The 14,729-nt window shown below is 64.1% G+C and carries 12 protein-coding genes and 4 pseudogenes; 9 read left to right on the forward strand and 7 right to left on the reverse strand.

All coding sequences use genetic code 11. The annotated features are described in order from the left end of the window. Together AHiyo1_RS17595 and AHiyo1_RS17600 are read left to right on the forward strand one after the other, a co-directional pair. A pseudogene (locus AHiyo1_RS17595) lies at positions 1–188 on the forward strand (M20/M25/M40 family metallo-hydrolase); the annotation flags it as partial. Continuing rightward, a complete protein-coding gene (locus AHiyo1_RS17600) occupies positions 185–1,543 on the forward strand; it encodes a formimidoylglutamate deiminase (protein WP_084784577.1) in 1,359 nt (452 codons plus the stop codon). The pseudogene AHiyo1_RS17595 and the gene AHiyo1_RS17600, both read left to right, overlap by 4 nt. A 227-nt stretch (positions 1,544–1,770) precedes the next feature. Here the strand turns inward: AHiyo1_RS17600 and AHiyo1_RS17605 are convergent, their stop codons facing one another. The 3 genes and pseudogenes from AHiyo1_RS17605 to AHiyo1_RS28330 form a co-directional block, all read right to left on the reverse strand. Further along, on the reverse strand, positions 1,771–2,004 hold the full coding sequence (locus tag AHiyo1_RS17605) for a hypothetical protein (protein WP_059389397.1): 234 nt from the start codon (positions 2,002–2,004) through the stop codon (positions 1,771–1,773). A gap of 139 nt (positions 2,005–2,143) precedes the next feature. After that, complete coding sequence (locus tag AHiyo1_RS17610; protein ID WP_059389398.1) at positions 2,144–2,617, reverse strand: sensor histidine kinase; 474 nt, start codon at positions 2,615–2,617, stop codon at positions 2,144–2,146. A 140-nt stretch (positions 2,618–2,757) separates the two neighbouring features. After that, positions 2,758–3,677: pseudogene (locus AHiyo1_RS28330) on the reverse strand (alpha/beta fold hydrolase). A 90-nt stretch (positions 3,678–3,767) separates the two neighbouring features. Between AHiyo1_RS28330 and AHiyo1_RS17620 the strand changes: the two are divergent. The 7 genes and pseudogenes from AHiyo1_RS17620 to AHiyo1_RS17645 all read left to right on the forward strand — a co-directional run bounded on the left by AHiyo1_RS17620 (position 3,768) and on the right by AHiyo1_RS17645 (position 10,362). Continuing rightward, positions 3,768–4,808 (forward strand): LLM class flavin-dependent oxidoreductase, encoded by a 1,041-nt coding sequence (locus AHiyo1_RS17620; RefSeq protein ID WP_059389399.1) that lies wholly within the window; start codon positions 3,768–3,770, stop codon positions 4,806–4,808. Positions 4,809–4,996: 188 nt separating this feature from the next. After that, positions 4,997–6,728 (forward strand): annotated as a pseudogene (locus AHiyo1_RS17625) (ABC transporter ATP-binding protein). Further along, positions 6,725–8,694 (forward strand): annotated as a pseudogene (locus AHiyo1_RS17630) (ABC transporter ATP-binding protein). The pseudogenes AHiyo1_RS17625 and AHiyo1_RS17630 overlap by 4 nt, the downstream one beginning before the upstream one ends. A 44-nt stretch (positions 8,695–8,738) precedes the next feature. Next, entirely contained in the window at positions 8,739–9,137 is a 399-nt protein-coding gene (locus AHiyo1_RS28000; RefSeq protein WP_340639349.1) for a formylglycine-generating enzyme family protein, read from the forward strand. Continuing rightward, positions 9,103–9,462 carry a formylglycine-generating enzyme family protein gene (locus AHiyo1_RS28005; protein ID WP_340639350.1) on the forward strand — a complete coding sequence of 120 codons (360 nt, stop codon included), beginning with the start codon at positions 9,103–9,105 and terminating at the stop codon, positions 9,460–9,462. Before AHiyo1_RS28000 ends, AHiyo1_RS28005 begins: the two co-directional genes overlap by 35 nt. A 56-nt stretch (positions 9,463–9,518) precedes the next feature. Beyond that, a complete protein-coding gene (locus AHiyo1_RS17640; RefSeq protein ID WP_059389400.1) occupies positions 9,519–9,851 on the forward strand; it encodes an ArsR/SmtB family transcription factor in 333 nt (110 codons plus the stop codon). Between the two features lie 13 nt (positions 9,852–9,864). Further along, positions 9,865–10,362, forward strand: coding sequence for an SRPBCC family protein (locus AHiyo1_RS17645; protein ID WP_059389401.1), 498 nt, complete (start codon positions 9,865–9,867; stop codon positions 10,360–10,362). An 87-nt stretch (positions 10,363–10,449) separates the two neighbouring features. Here AHiyo1_RS17645 and AHiyo1_RS17650 read toward each other — a convergent pair whose 3' ends face one another. The 4 genes from AHiyo1_RS17650 to AHiyo1_RS17665 all read right to left on the reverse strand — a co-directional run. Then, complete coding sequence (locus tag AHiyo1_RS17650) at positions 10,450–10,662, reverse strand: hypothetical protein (RefSeq protein WP_059389402.1); 213 nt, start codon at positions 10,660–10,662, stop codon at positions 10,450–10,452. Between the two features lie 148 nt (positions 10,663–10,810). After that, on the reverse strand, positions 10,811–11,698 hold the full coding sequence (locus AHiyo1_RS17655) for an N-acetylglucosamine kinase (protein ID WP_059389403.1): 888 nt from the start codon (positions 11,696–11,698) through the stop codon (positions 10,811–10,813). Positions 11,699–11,700: 2 nt separating this feature from the next. Further along, the gene (locus AHiyo1_RS17660; RefSeq protein WP_059389404.1) at positions 11,701–12,780 is read right to left on the reverse strand and encodes a glycoside hydrolase family 130 protein; all 1,080 of its coding nucleotides are present in this window, start codon (positions 12,778–12,780) and stop codon (positions 11,701–11,703) included. Positions 12,781–12,804: 24 nt separating this feature from the next. After that, a partial coding sequence (locus AHiyo1_RS17665) for a hypothetical protein (RefSeq protein WP_059389405.1) occupies positions 12,805–14,729 on the reverse strand: 1,925 nt, incomplete at its 5' end.

Genomic DNA, 14,729 nt, shown 5'->3' on the forward strand with positions numbered 1-14,729 from the left:
GGGCGCGCCGGTGCTGGCGACCGGCGCCGGGCACGACGCCGGAGTCTTGGCTGGACATGTCCCCCTCGACGATGCTGTTCGTCCGTAACCCGAGCGGAATCTCGCACTCCCCGGAAGAGTACGTGGCCGACGAGGACGCCTTAGCCGGCGCCGTCGCCCTCGCCGACGTTCTGGAGGGGCTCCTGTGAGCGGGATCTGGTGCGAGGCGGCGCTTATAGACGCCGACGGCGGTTCTGTCGCGGGCGCTTCTGCTGTGGCCGCGAGCGTCCGCTTGGAGGTGGACAACGGCCGCATCTCCGGGATCTTTACCGGCGTCGAGCCCGAAAGCGGTGACCGGATACTGAACGGCGTCGTCTTCCCGGCCGCGGCCAACGCCCATTCGCACGCTTTTCACCGGATCCTGCGCGGACGGACGCATGACGGGCGCGGTGACTTCTGGGTCTGGCGGGAGCAAATGTACCGGAGCGCTGCGGAACTGACACCGGAGAAGTACGAGAAGCTCGCCACGGCAGTCTTCGCCGAAATGGTGGTGTCCGGCTTCAGCAGCGTGGCGGAGTTCCACTATGTCCATCACCAGCCGGAAGGAACGCCCTACCCGGAGCCGCACGCGATGGAATTGGCGTTGGCCAGGGCAGCCGTGGCGGCCGGGATCCGGCTGACATTGCTGGACACCCTGTACCTCGCGGGAGGCATCGGGACGCCGCTGAGCCCGGAACAGGCGCGGTTTGGCGACGCCGATGCGCAGGCCTGGTTGGATCGGCTCGCATCACTGCGTGCCGCGATGGCACGGAGCTTTCCGCCGGAAATGGTCGGCGTGGGGGCCGCCCTGCATTCCGTCCGAGGAGTGCCCGAGGAGGCGCTCAAGACTGTCGCCCGGCAGTTGCCCACCGATATTCCGCTGCACATCCACCTCAGTGAACAACCGGCTGAAAACGAAGCCTGCGTGCAGGCCTATGGCGTCACGCCTGCCGGGCTTCTTGCCCGCCACGGCCTGCTGTCCCGGCGGCTCTCCGCCGTCCACGCGACCCACCTGACGCCGGACGACATCCAACTCCTCGGAGATGCGGGATCCACGGTGGTGATGTGTCCCAGCACCGAGGCCGATCTAGCTGACGGGATCGGCCCGGCACGCGCCCTGTCCGACGCCGGCTCGACCATCGCGCTAGGTACCGACCAACACGCCGTGATCGATCCCTGGGTTGAAATGCGCACTTTGGAACACGGGGAACGCCTCGGCTCCGGCCAGCGGGGCAGGTTTTCACCGCAAGAACTGTTCCACGCGGCCACCATCGGCGCAACCGCATCCATGGCCACGCCCATTGCGTCGGCACTAGAGGTAGCTGCGGTGTGCGATCTCATGGCTGTGGCTCCGGACTCGGTGCGAACCGCGGGTTCCATGCCCCAGCAGTTCGCGTTCAGCGCGACGGCGAGCGACGTCACCGCCGTCGTCATTGCCGGTGAACTGGTGGCTTCGAATGGCGTCCATGTCCGGCTGGGGTCTCCGGGCGGGCTGCTCACCGAGGCGTTGAAGGAGTTCTCCTAGGGGCTTTCCTTAAGGGCTTTCCTAGGGCGATATGACCGGGACTCCTTGGTTCAGCTCGCGCACCCCAGACGCTCGCTCACTTATGTGGTTGTTTTCCGGATCCCTCGCTCACATCTAGTGAGCAAGGGATCCCGGAATTGGCCCTATATGTGAGCCGGCGTGCGGCCGAAACGGGCTTATTTGTGAGCCGGCGTTCGGCCGAAAACTGCCCGCGTTCGCGCTAAAAACTATTCGGGGTTTTCCACCATGTGGAGGACTTCTTCGAATACGGCGGACTGGGCGCGCTCAATCTCGGGGGAATCCGCGGTGCTCACGGCGATGCAGACGTCGCCCGCGGAGAGGAGCTTGGCGGTGATGTGCTGCGAAACAATGTCGGATGGCGCCTCGCATCCAACGCCCGCGGCCAGAAAACGCAGGGCAAGCGATTGGGCCGGAGCGAGTGAACCACCATTCGCCACCACCAGCAGGCGTCCGCCCTGGCGAATCGCGCGGATTTGTACGGGGTCATTCGCCTTTCATACCAGATTCACTTGAATAGCGAACCAGCAGCGCCGAAACCGACGACGGCGGGTGCCTGCCGCCGTCGGGCATCGACGCCTATCAGTCGAGCGGCAAAGTGACGGTGACGCAGGTACCCTTGCCTGGGCTGGAGACGACCGAGACGTCGCCGCCCACTTCGCTGACGGCGATGGACATGAGGCGGAGCCCGAATCCGTGGTGTGCGCCCGCGGGAGTCGCCTGGCTGTCGAAGCCCGCGCCGTTGTCCGTGACAGTCAGCCGGATCCCGTGGTACACAGCGGCCAAGCGGACGGTGACGTCGTGGGCATGCGCATACTTGAAGGCGTTGCTGAGCACTTCCTTGGCGGCGTGGTAGAGCAAGGAAGCGGAGCCGGACGAGATTTCGACACCGTGGTGCGGCGTCTCCCAATGGATTTCGGTCCCTTGGCGGCGGAGCGGTGAGGCCAAGCGGTCGATGCAGCCGGCGAGCCCCAAAGCGTGGAAGTCAACGGGTTGCTGATCGGTGATTACGCCATTGATGGCGGTGACCTCGTCCAGGGCTGTTGTTGTCTTCATGGCCGGTCCTGCTCCCCTTGCAGCTTTAGTGCTTTCGCCGGCGAATGGGTTCCGCCTGTGCTTGCATTAAGACTGGACCAGAGGCGTTAAGGTTCCCGCGATATTCAGTTAGTTTCGCCCTAATTTTTTGTCAGGAATCCCTACTTTGCGAGGAAGCCGAGCAAAGCCTGGTTGATCTCGGCGCCATGCGTCCACAGCAGGCCGTGCGGGGCGCCGTCGATTTCGACATATTCGGCACTGGGGAGCGCTTCGGCGAACCTCCGGCCGGTGACGTCGATGGGGAGGATGTTGTCCGCGGTACCGTGCACGATCAGGGCGGGAACGTCGATCTTGGGGATGTCGGCCCTGAAATCCGTGAGCCACGTGGCTGCGCCGCCACCGAAGCGTAGGCGCCTGACTGGGCTGCCAGGTTCCAGCTGGCGGCGACTGCCTCGTGGCTCAGGCGGTGCGTTCCGAGGAAAGTGGAGGCGTTGTAGAAGTTGTTGAAGAATTCGGTGAAGAAAGCATAGCGATCGGAAATGACGGCTTCCGTGAGACCGTCGAACACTGACTGCGGGACGCCTCCGGGGTTGTCCGCCGCCTGTAGGAGGAACGGCTCCAAGGATGCGAGGAACACTGCTTTCGCCACCCGGGCCGAGCCGTAGGTGCTGATGTAACGTGCCACTTCGCCGGTACCCATCGAGAAGCCCACCAGGACGGCATCGTTCACATCGATGGTGTTCAGGAGGGTGTTGAGGTCCGCGGCGAAGGTGTCGTAGTCGTAGCCGACGGTCGGCTTGCTGGACTTGCCGAAGCCGCGGCGGTCGTAGGTGATGACGCGGTAGCCGGCGTCGAGCAGTGCGGCGGCCTGCTTCTCCCAGGACGAACCGTCCAAAGGGTAGCCGTGGATAAGGACCACTGCCTGGCCGGTCCCGTGGTCCTCGTAGTAGATCTCGATCTCGGTGCTGTTTTCATTTCCGACGGTGATGTAAGCCATGACTACGGTCCTTTCGTAGCGGATCTTGCCGAGCGTCTCCAGCCTACTGTCCGGGTACGACGCCGGCACGCTCCGCGCCATCATGACGCTCGCTCACGTATGTGGGGGTTGCGGCGGACGCTCGCTCACTAACGGCTCGGGAATGAATCCAAATACTTGAATGTTCAATTAATTATGGATTTTGGAATCTTCACTTTCGGTGAGCTATCCCGCGACATCAAGACCGGAGCCTCCCTGTCACCGCACCAGCGGGTCAAGGACATCATTGAGCTGGCGAAGCTTGCCGAGCAGGCAGGACTATCGTTCCTGGGCCTGGGGGAGCATCATCGGCACGATTTCGCCCTCTCTGCCCCGGAAATGGTGCTCGCGGCCATCGCTCGGGAAACCACCAAGCTTCGGCTGGGCACCGCCGTCACGGTTCTCTCCACCCAGGACCCTGTCCGGCTCTTCGAGCAGTTCTCCACGCTGGATCTAATTTCGGGCGGGCGGGCAGAGATCATTGCCGGCCGTGGCGCCTTTGTGGAGTCGTACTCCTTGTTTGGCCACAGATTGGAGGACTATGACGAGCTGTTCGAAGAGAAGCTGAACATGTTGCTCGCGCTGCGTGACAACGACAACCTTCGCTGGGAGGGAAGCCTGACCCAAACCGTCTCCGGGATGGACATAGCGCCGCGTCCGATCCAGGAAAAGTTGCCCATCTGGGTGGGCGTGGGCGGTACTCCGCAGAGTTTCGTCCGGGCGGGGCGGTTGGGCCTGCCGTTGTTTATCGCTCTGCTGTCCGGGCCGGCACGATTCCGCCGGCTCGTGGAACTGTACCGGGAGACCGCTGAAAACGCGGGACACGACGGTGCCGCCCTGCCAGTCGGCGCGGGTGGCCATTTCTATGTGGCGCCGACGTCGCAGCAGGCACGGGACACCTTCTACCCCTACTATCGCGCCTACTTCGAGCAGAACATGCCCCGGCCAGTTGACCATTTCCCGCGGAACACCTTCGATGAATGGACCGAACCGGGTGGCGGCCTGCTTGTGGGAAGCCCCCAACAGCTCGTCGAAAAGCTACTGGAAATTCATAGCGCCCTCGGCAACACGCGGTATCTGGCTCAGGTCGGTCTCGGCGGGTTGCCTTTCGCTGAGACGGCGCGGTCCATCGAGCTCCTGGCCACCGAAATCATCCCCGCAGTGAATCGCGAGATCGGCGTTGCTCTTGCGCGGTAAGCCCCACGATCTGAGCGAGGGTTGGGGAAAGGGGCCCCATATCTGAGCGAGGGTCGGGGGAAGGGCCCCATATCTGAGCGAGGGTTGCACCTGATCGCCCGCCACGCTTCGCCCTGAGGGAAAGCTCTAGTTGCCCCCAGCAACCAGTCGTAGACTGGCCTTCGAATCACTACGTGAGTTGGAGAACGATGCTCTGGAAACTTCTCGTTCAGTACCTGCGGCCACATCGGCGGCTACTGATCGCCGTCGTCATTTTCCAGTTGGCGCAGTCCATCGCGTCGCTGTACTTGCCCACACTGAATGCCGACATCATTGACGAAGGCGTGGCCAAGGGGGATACCGGGTACATCCTGGGCACCGGCAGCCTCATGTTGCTCATCACCCTCCTGCAGATCGCGTGTTCGATCACAGCCGTGTACTTCGGCGCGAAAGCCGCCATGGGCCTGGGGCGGGACCTGCGCGGGGCCATTTTCACCAGGGTGGGGGAGTTCTCCGAGCAGGAGGTCACCCGCTTCGGCGCTCCCTCGCTGATCACCCGCTCCACCAACGACGTGCAGCAAGTCCAACAGCTCGTCCTGATGTCCTGCACCCTCATGGTGGCGGCGCCCATGCTGAGCATCGGCGGGGTCATCATGGCCGTCCGGCAGGATGCGCAGTTGTCCTGGCTGATTGCCGTGAGCGTCCCCGTGCTGCTCGTTGCGGTGGGCCTCATTGTCAGCCGGTTGGTTCCGCTGTTCCGCAAGATGCAGGTCCGGATCGACACCGTGAACCGGGTGCTCCGCGAACAGCTCGCCGGCATCCGCGTGGTACGTGCGTTCGTGCGCGAGGACATGGAGACGGAACGCTTCGCCTCCGCGAACCGGGACGTCACGGAGATGGCGTTGCGCGCGGGGCGGCTCATGGCCCTCATGTTCCCGGTGGTGATGCTGGTGCTCAACGTCTCCAGCGTGGCCGTGATCTGGTTCGGATCGTTCCGGATCGATGACGGATCCATGCAGGTAGGAACCTTGATCGCCTTCCTGAGCTACCTCATGCAGATTCTCATGTCCGTCATGATGGCTACGTTCATGGCCGTCATGATCCCGCGTGCGGCTGTGTCGGCGGACCGCATCGGGCAGGTGTTGGAGACCCAATCGAGCGTGCGGCCTCCCGCGAACCCGGTGACGGAGACCGCCGGCCGCGGCGAGCTGGAATTGCTCGACGTCGGATTCGCTACCCGGTGCCGAGCAGCCCGTCCTGAGCGGCATCAGCTTCCGGGCACGCGCTGGCCAGACGACGGCCATCATCGGCAGCACGGGCGCGGGCAAGACCACCTTGGTGAACTTGCTGCCACGGCTCTTCGACGCGAGCAGCGGCTCGGTGCGGATCGACGACGTCGACGTCCGCGAACTGCACCCGGACCTCTTGTGGGGGCACATCGGGCTGGTCCCACAAAAGCCCTACCTGTTCTCCGGCACGGTGCGCAGCAACCTGCTCTATGGCAAGCCCGACGCCACCGAGGAAGAACTCTGGCGGGCCCTCTCCATTGCGCAGGCCCAGGACTTCGTCGAGGAGATGGAAGGCGGGCTTGACGCTCCGATCTCGCAAGGCGGCACCAACGTTTCCGGCGGTCAGCGGCAGCGCCTGGCAATCGCCCGGGCACTCGTGAAGCAGCCCGAGCTCTACATCTTCGACGACTCCTTCTCCTCGCTGGACACTGCCACCGATGCCAGGCTTCGCCAGGCACTCAAGCGCCACACTTCGGGCGCCACCATGGTCATCATTGCGCAGCGGGTGTCCAGCATCGCGGACGCCGAGCAGATTCTGGTGCTCGACGACGGGCGGCTGGTGGGGCGCGGAACCCACGAAGAGTTGCTTGAGACTTCCGAAACGTACCGCGAGATAGTTTCCTCGCAACTGGCAGCGGAGGAGGCGGCATGAGCAGCACAGCAGGCACCGCCAACCGCCCGCAGCGTCCCCCGATGGGACCAGGCCGTGGCGGACCGTTCGCGGGAATGAGCATCCCGGCCGAAAAGGCCATGAACTTCCTGCCCTCGGCCAAGCGGCTCCTGGGTACGCTGCGGCCCGAGCGCTTGTGGCTGACCCTGGTCCTCTTCCTCGCCGTGGCCAGCGTGACGCTGTCCGTGATCGGTCCCCGGCTTCTCGGCGAGGGCACCAACTTGATCTTCGCCGGCGTCGTCTCCAAGCAGCTTCCCGCCGGAGTAAGCAAGCAACAGGTCATCGACGGGCTGCGCGCTTCCGGCCAGGGCGCCAAAGCGGACATGTTGAAGGGCATGGACCTGACTCCCGGCGTCGGAATCGACTTCGGGGCGTTGTCCTCGATCCTGCTGTGGGTGCTGGTCCTGTATGTCCTGGCCTCAGCGTTCGGCTGGATCCAGGCGTACGTGCTCAACGGCGTCGTGCAGCGAACCGTGTACCGGCTCCGCGAGCAGATCGAAGCGAAAATCAACCGGCTCCCGCTGCGCTATTTCGATTCAGTGCAGCGTGGTGAACTGCTCAGCCGCGTGACCAACGACGTCGACAACATTTCGCAAAGCCTCCAACAGTCCATCAGCCAGGCAGTCACGTCCCTGCTGACAGTGGCCGGCGTCATCTTCATGATGTTCCTGCTCTCGCCGATCCTGGCGCTGATCACCCTGGTCACAGTGCCGTTGACGCTCGTGACCACCGTGCTGATTGCCAAGCGCTCGCAGAAGCTGTTCGTGGCCCAGTGGAAGAACACCGGCGAGCTGAACGGCCAGATCGAAGAAACCTACACCGGCCACGCGCTCGTGAAGGTGTTCGGCCGCCAGCGCGAAGTGGAGGAGCGCTTCCGCGAGAAGAACGCAGAACTGTTCTCGGCCAGCTTCGGCGCCCAGTTCATCAGCGGCTTGATCATGCCGGCACTGACATTCATCGGCAACCTCGTCTATGTGGGGATCGCCGTGGTGGGTGGCCTTCAGGTAGCTTCGGGCGCCATGCAGTTGGGCGATGTCCAGGCCTTCATCCAGTACTCACGGCAGTTCACGCAGCCCCTGGCCCAGCTTGGGTCAATGGCCAATCTGCTTCAGTCCGGCGTCGCGTCCGCCGAGCGAGTCTTCGCGCTGCTCGACACCGAGGAGCAAAGCGCTGATCCTGAGCCCTCCGCTGTTCCCGAGGTGACGCGCGGACGCTTGGTGTTCGAGAACATTTCCTTCTCCTACTCGCCGGACAAGCCGTTGATCCAGAATCTGAGCCTGGTGGCCGAGCCCGGCCAGTCTGTGGCGATCGTCGGGCCAACCGGGGCGGGCAAGACCACCCTGGTGAACCTGATGATGCGCTTCTACGAGCTCGACGCCGGGCGGATAACGCTCGACGGCGTCGACGTCGCCTCGATGTCCCGCTACGAGTTGCGCTCGCGGATGGGCATGGTACTCCAGGACACCTGGCTGTTCGGCGGTACCATCCGGGACAACATCGCCTATGGACGGCCAGACGCCACCGAAGCCGAGATTCTGGAGGCGGCACAAGCAACGTACGTAGATCGCTTCGTCCACTCCCTCCCGGAGGCTACGACACAGTGCTCGACGACGAGGGCAGCAACGTTTCCGCCGGTGAGAAGCAGTTGCTCACCATCGCCCGGGCGTTCCTGGCCCGTCCGTCGGTCTTGATCCTGGACGAGGCCACGAGCTCCGTGGACACCCGGACCGAGGTCCTGGTCCAGAAGGCCATGAATGCCCTGCGGTCTGACCGGACCAGCTTTGTGATCGCGCACCGCCTGTCCACGATCCGCGACGCCAACCTCATCCTGGTGATGGAGGCCGGGCAGATTGTGGAACAGGGCACCCATGCGGAGCTGCTGGCCTCCGGTGGCGCGTACTCGCGGCTCTACGAAGCCCAGTTCGCGGCGCCGGTGGCGGAGGTCTGAGGCTCATCAAGCCGCCAGACCTCCTCAGCCTGCCTGGTGGGCAGATTGGACTCCGGGACGCGCGCAGCGGCCGCACCGACTCGGTGGACCTTGTCGCCTTCGAGATTGGAAGGACAGCGGTCACTCGAGCCGAGTTTGCCGGGGTCAAGAATGACCCCAGCCGTGGTCACTCTCCAAACGCGCCGGCACACGGTCTCACCTGGCTTGAGGCCATCGACTGGTGCAATGCGGCATCTGAAGCGGAAGGCATCAGCCCGGCCTATGCCCGCACCGGACGAAACGTCGAATGGAACGTCGCGGCCAACGGCTACCGGCTGCCCACAGAGGCGGAATGGGAATACGCATGCCGTGCCGGATCGGTTGGCCCGCACTATGGTCCGCTCAATGAGATTGCCTGGACCGCGAAGGATGGGCTGTCCGCGCCCCAGCGACGGGGCGCTTAAAGCTCCCAACGGGTTCGGCGCCTACGACACGCTCGGCAATGTCTGGGAATGGTGCTGGGACTATGCGGATCCCGCGAGATACGGCGACTACAGGGCATTCCGTGGCGGTGGCTGGGCTGACGACGCCTGGAATGTGCGTGCGTCGGTGCGGCGCGGCAGTGCTCCTGATGCCGTCTTGGAAGACGTGGGCTTCCGGGTGGCTCGGGGCGCCTGTGGTGCACCAATGGCAAAGTCCGGGCAGGGTTGGTCGGACGAAGCCGATAGAAGCCGGGCAAGAGTACGCGGCCCGATTCCGTTCGGCTGGACTCCGCTGAAGTTCGACTAGTGCAAAGTATCCATGCCCGTTGACACCCCTCCGCCATCGGAATATCCTACAACCAAATGGTTGTAGATCAGCTCAGCGAAACCGAACTTGACCGCCTGTTCCAGGCACTTGCCGATGCCACGCGCCGGGATATCGTCCGGCGGGTGACTGTCGGGGAGTATTCAGTGTCCGGCTTGGCTGCCCTCTACGCCATGAGCTTCGCCGCCGTCCAGAAACACGTGGCGGTTTTGGAGCGCGCCTCCCTTGTAACGAAGGAGAAGCGTGGAAGGGAGCAGATCGTGCGGGGTAACCATGATGGCTTGCAGAAAGCCCGCCAGCTGCTCGATGAGTACGAGGCGATCTGGCGGCAGCGCGTCGAGCGGATCGCAGACATCCTCGCCGAAAAATAGGAAGGGTTCCGCAATGACGGTTATCAGTTCCACCCAGAATCCCGAAGCGTTGACCTTGACCCTCGTCGCTGAGTTCGATGCCAGCCCCGAACGGGTCTGGCAAATCTGGGAAGACCCGCGCCAGCTTGAGCGTTGGTGGGGTCCGCCCACGTGGCCGGCCACGTTCGAGCAGTACGAGTTCGAGCCGGGCGGGAAGGCCAGCTATTACATGACGGGTCCCGACGGCGAGAAGCCCCGCGGCTGGTGGCGCATCACGTCCGTCCAAGCTCCGAACAGGCTGGAGTTCGACGACGGTTTTGCCGACGAAAATGGCGCACCCGTCGAGGAGATAGGTGCCGGCCACGCGATCGTGACCATCGAGGAGACAGGCGACCGCACCCGCATGACCATCCTGTCCATCTTCGAATCAGAAGAACAGATGAAGAAGATGATCGACATGGGTATGGAGGAGGGAATGAAGGAGGCCGTCGGCCAGATCGACGCGCTCCTTTCGGAGCACTCCCGCGCCTGACCCTTCACTTCGAACAAGCCCGGAAAAGCGAACGACGGCGGGAGGTGACTCCCGCCGTCGTCGTCGCTTCGCGCCTCGAAGGTGCCGTTACAGGGACTGCGCGTCGAACGACGTGGCCTTGGCAGCGCTGCCGGTCAGGCTGACAGTGAAGGTGTTGGGCCCGCTGCAGGTGACCGCGATGCTGGCCTTGGAGGTGTTGTGGCGCACCGAGAAGTCGTGCACCAGTGCGTCCAGCGTGTGGTGGGTGGTTGAGCGGTCCCAAATCTTAAGGGTTACGGAGTCGGCAGTTTCAAACGTCATTGTTCAGTGCTTCCATTCATGAATCCGGATATCCGGCCATCGCGCCAGTGCGAAGGCCGCCGTACAGCTTTTCCATAGTGCACAGCGAGGCGCGGACTGCTCAAGCCAGAACGGCGTTTGTTGCTAGTGAGACTCATCACAGTGGTGCCTAGTGGGACGCAAGACGCAGAGCGCCGAAGACCGGATCCTGGGTCAGAACCTGCAGAGTGTGGAGACCCCGGGTAGCAAGGGCTATCCGCATGGCCGCCTGCAAAGTGGGCTGGTTCATCCCTAGGCCACCGCCAAGGACGATGGGCCCCTCGATGTTCAATTGCCCAGCGCATTTCGCCGCCAACGAGGCAAGATCGGCCCCAGCCTGGAGGATCATGTCCAAGGAAGCGGTATGCCCCGAGGCCGCGCACTCGAAGACAATCGATGATTTCGACGCCCAAAACTCGCGTCCCGCGTCGCCATGGAAAAGGGCGATCAAACCTTCCGGGCCGAGGAGTCCACAAGATTTCATAAGCGCCTTCGTCAGTTCGTCCGGGCGCAGGCCGCAGTTCACGCGTTCAAGGCTGTACCTCACCGCTTCTCGACCGAACCAGTATCCGCTGCCTTCGTCGCCAAGCAAGTAGCCCCAGCCGCCCGCGCGCGCCTCGTCCTCGCCGTTAGTGCCCCAGGCCGCGGATCCGGTGCCGGCGATCACGGCGATTCCCGTGCTGCAACCTGCGGCCGCCAGCAGCAGGCGCGTGTCATGGACAACGGAGACGACGGCGTCGGGAGCCAATGGTTGGATCAGTTCCGTCAGCGCGTTCGCATCTTCGGGGGTGTCGATCCCTCCGGAACCAACCACCACCCGCGCAGTGGACCCGCCCTGGAGGGTGGCGAAGACGCCCTCCAGATTGCGGCGGGCCTCGGCACGGCTCACGTTCTGGACATTGGCGCTGCCGCCGGAAGTATCGGCGACGGCGGTGCCATTCAGCCATTTGATGCCGCGCGTCTTCGAACCGCCGATGTCCAAACCTACGACCGCGCCGAGGGTGCTGGGGTGCGTCACTCTTAGCCCTGGTCTGCCCGGTAGAAATACATCTCCCGCGATCCCGAAGGGGCATCCCAGCCTTGGGCGAACATCCAGGTTCCGCCGAACTTGAGCAGGCCGCCCCAAGCCAGCGAGCCTCCCCTGTGCATCGCCTTCTGGGTGAACGGTTCGTTCACGTCGTAGAGCGCCTGCGCTGCGGAAAATTGGCCGTCTGCGTCGCCGTAGAAGAAGTCCAGGACCAGCTTGCCACCGTCGGTCCCGGGGTTGCCGCCGTCGTCGACAATGGCGCAAGCCACTTCGTGCAGTGAGCCGCCCAGCGGCCCAAGGTCCAGGTACTCCTGCGGTTCAAACGTCCAGTTCACCATGTCCGTGGACCGTCCCACATGCGTGGTCCCCCCGCAGCCCTCGGACAGATACATCAGGTAGTGCCCACCGATCTTGACGGCGTCGCCCTGGGCGTTCCGGGGGATGACCGCCCCCTTCGCCCAGAACCGCGAAACCTCGTAAGGGACAGCCAGGCCGAGCTTTTCCCAGTGGATCAAGTCGTCGGACACCGCGACATTGATGTCGCAGCCGACGTCGCCCAGGGGATAGACATCCGGGTCTTGGCCGGCCTGCTCCTCGCCGCGGTCGATCGTCCAGATCCCGTTGTAGAACATGTAGTAGCGGCCATTGGCGTGGTAAACCTTGGGATCTTCGCAGCCAAGGATCTCATTGTCCTGGGTGGGGTAGATCACCGGGTTGGAGGGGCTGTCCTGCCACCCGGTTTCGGGATGGTAGACGGCGACGCCGATACGGCTCGAGACCGATTCCTTGCGGGGGGATGCGCGGTAGAAGAGGTAGAGCTTGCCGTCCCGCTCCATGACGGAGGGATTGAAGATTGAATCCGCGGTCCAGCCGATGCCGGTCGGATCGGCCCAGTCCTGGACTTGCCGGAACGTCAGGGAATCGTCCTTGCGGAACGGGCCCACCGCCCATTCCGGGTGCTCGGGATACGCGGCGGAAAACTGGTCGGTAGAAATGGTGTCGGTCAGCGGATTGCTGAACGTGAGTGCTCCCTCGTAGCTGTGGAGCAAGGCTTCTTTGGTGATTTTCTGCATGGGTTCTTCCTGTGGTGATAAGTGTCAGTTGCGGACCAGCGTTACCCAGGTGAATCCACCCGGGGCTACAGTGACGCGGCCGGAGTGGTCGGCGCCGTTCTGGTCTGGGCCCGGTGTGACGGGCTGGCCGGAAGCGTCAAAGGCCTCCTGGCTCAAATGGAACCCTTGGGGCATGTCCACTTTTCGATCGGTGCTTCCCGTCGCCGCGCTGATGTACAGGGTCGATTGGCCTCCGGAACCGGAGACGGAAACCGAGGAAATCTGCGGCTGCAGCAGCACGCCGTCGATCGACACGTCGCTTCCGGCCTTGGCGGTCAGGCTGTCCTGGCCCGCCGGGATTGCGTGGTCAAGGGAGAACGGGAAGAGCTTGCCCGGAGCTGCCGTGATGCCTTGCTCCCCGGCGCCACCGTTGGGCGTGCTGCCGAGGAATGTGGTCCCGGATGTCCACGACGTCATGCCGGCGGCTTCCGGGCGCTGGTTCACGATCGGGTATGCGTTCCGTGCCTGGTCCGAGACCGGGACCGTGATCTTCAGGGTGCCGCCCGCGTTGAGGGCGACGTATGCGCCGCCGGACCAGTTCGCCTCACCGGTCCATGCGGAGGCGGGTTTGACGACTGCGCCGCCGCTGATGGTGCCGGTCTCGGCCTCGGCCACCTTGAGTCCGTCCGTCCCCACGGTGCTGCTGATCCCCAAGGCCTTGGCCTTGAGCTCCGGATTGGCGTCCAAGGCGAGCATGGACAACAACGTGTGGATGGTGGATTCCGCCCCGGAGTTGGGGTTGACGCGTCCGTCGGTTTCGATGCCGTCGATCGCGGTACCTGTTGCCGGGTTGTAGGCGGGCTTTCCACTGCGGTTGGCACCGAAGTACCAGCCGGCAGCAACTGCCGCGACGTCCAGCAGGCCGGGAGCATTAGCGGCTCTTGCGGTCGCCACGAGTCCTTCGACCCGCGAGTCCACGCCATAGGCTATCTGCGCCTCACCCGGGGTCGGGCTCCAGGCATTGTCCGGTCCACCGGCGGCGAGGAGCTGCGGAGTGAATTGGGCGGAGTCCTTCACGGCAGCCGTCAACAGATCGGGGCGATGCAGTACCGGGGACGCGTTCGCGACGGCGGCCGCGGCCATTCCGCCCCAAGCGTGCCAGAGTGTCCGGGACTGGTTCCACGGAAGAATCGCGCCGAAGGGCCACTGCTGAACTGATCCCGAGGACATCCCGGCGACACCTTCGGTGAGCTGGTTCAGCGCGGTGGCGGCAGCTCCGTCGTCGGGCGCGGCCTTTGAGTAGGCGGAGAGTCCGAGCACGGCTTCCGCCGAGGCGTCCGCCCCTCCGGTGATCAGCCAGGCAGGGACCTTGGCACCGTCGGCAACGTCGTACTTCCCGTACTTGGCGAGCGACTGCTTGTTCAGGGACCCGACGGCGAGATCAAGCCTGGACTGCAGGAAGGCGGCAAACTGGGGATCGGCAGACTTGAACGCCGCATACCCTTCGCCCAGCGCCCACACGGTCCGGGCAAGCCAGTAGGACTCGGCCGAGTCGCTGGGGTCGGGAAGTTCCACAGGCTTGGCGCTCGGCGTCAGTGTGCCATCGGCTTGCTGCCACAAGACCACGTTGCCGGCATTGGGGCCGGATGTTGTCTGCAAATACGCCAGCTCGCGCAACAGGTCGAAGGCGCGGGTGCGGCTCGAGGCATCGCCGGTCTGCTGCCAATGGCGCAAGTAGACGACGGCGGTGCGCGCAATGTCGTCCGCGTTGAAGGCTCCCTGGCTCCAGTTGCCCGTGGCCGGGTCCTTGGAACCTCCGCCTACCCGCGTGTAACTGCCGTCGGCATTCTTGTTGGCGTACGTCCACGGTGCTTGTGCCGCGGGGTGTTCACCGATCTGGTACGTCGTGTGGCCCTCCACGGCATGCAGGGGAACGATGTCCAGCAGGAAATTCAGGTGGGACAGGTTGG

The sequence above is a fragment of the Arthrobacter sp. Hiyo1 genome (assembly GCF_001263615.2).
Taxonomy (GTDB): domain Bacteria; phylum Actinomycetota; class Actinomycetes; order Actinomycetales; family Micrococcaceae; genus Arthrobacter.

What these genes read in the sequence shown, in the direction of transcription:
- AHiyo1_RS17650 (WP_059389402.1), bottom strand. Translation starts at nt 10,662, where the DNA reads ATGACGTTTGAAACTGCCGACTCCGTAACCCTTAAGATTTGGGACCGC.
- AHiyo1_RS17610 (WP_059389398.1), bottom strand. Translation starts at nt 2,617, where the DNA reads ATGAAGACAACAACAGCCCTGGACGAGGTCACCGCCATCAATGGCGTA.
- AHiyo1_RS17645 (WP_059389401.1), top strand. Translation starts at nt 9,865, where the DNA reads ATGACGGTTATCAGTTCCACCCAGAATCCCGAAGCGTTGACCTTGACC.
- AHiyo1_RS17640 (WP_059389400.1), top strand. Translation starts at nt 9,519, where the DNA reads ATGGTTGTAGATCAGCTCAGCGAAACCGAACTTGACCGCCTGTTCCAG.
- AHiyo1_RS28005 (WP_340639350.1), top strand. Translation starts at nt 9,103, where the DNA reads ATGGGCTGTCCGCGCCCCAGCGACGGGGCGCTTAAAGCTCCCAACGGG.
- AHiyo1_RS17620 (WP_059389399.1), top strand. Translation starts at nt 3,768, where the DNA reads ATGGATTTTGGAATCTTCACTTTCGGTGAGCTATCCCGCGACATCAAG.
- AHiyo1_RS17660 (WP_059389404.1), bottom strand. Translation starts at nt 12,780, where the DNA reads ATGCAGAAAATCACCAAAGAAGCCTTGCTCCACAGCTACGAGGGAGCA.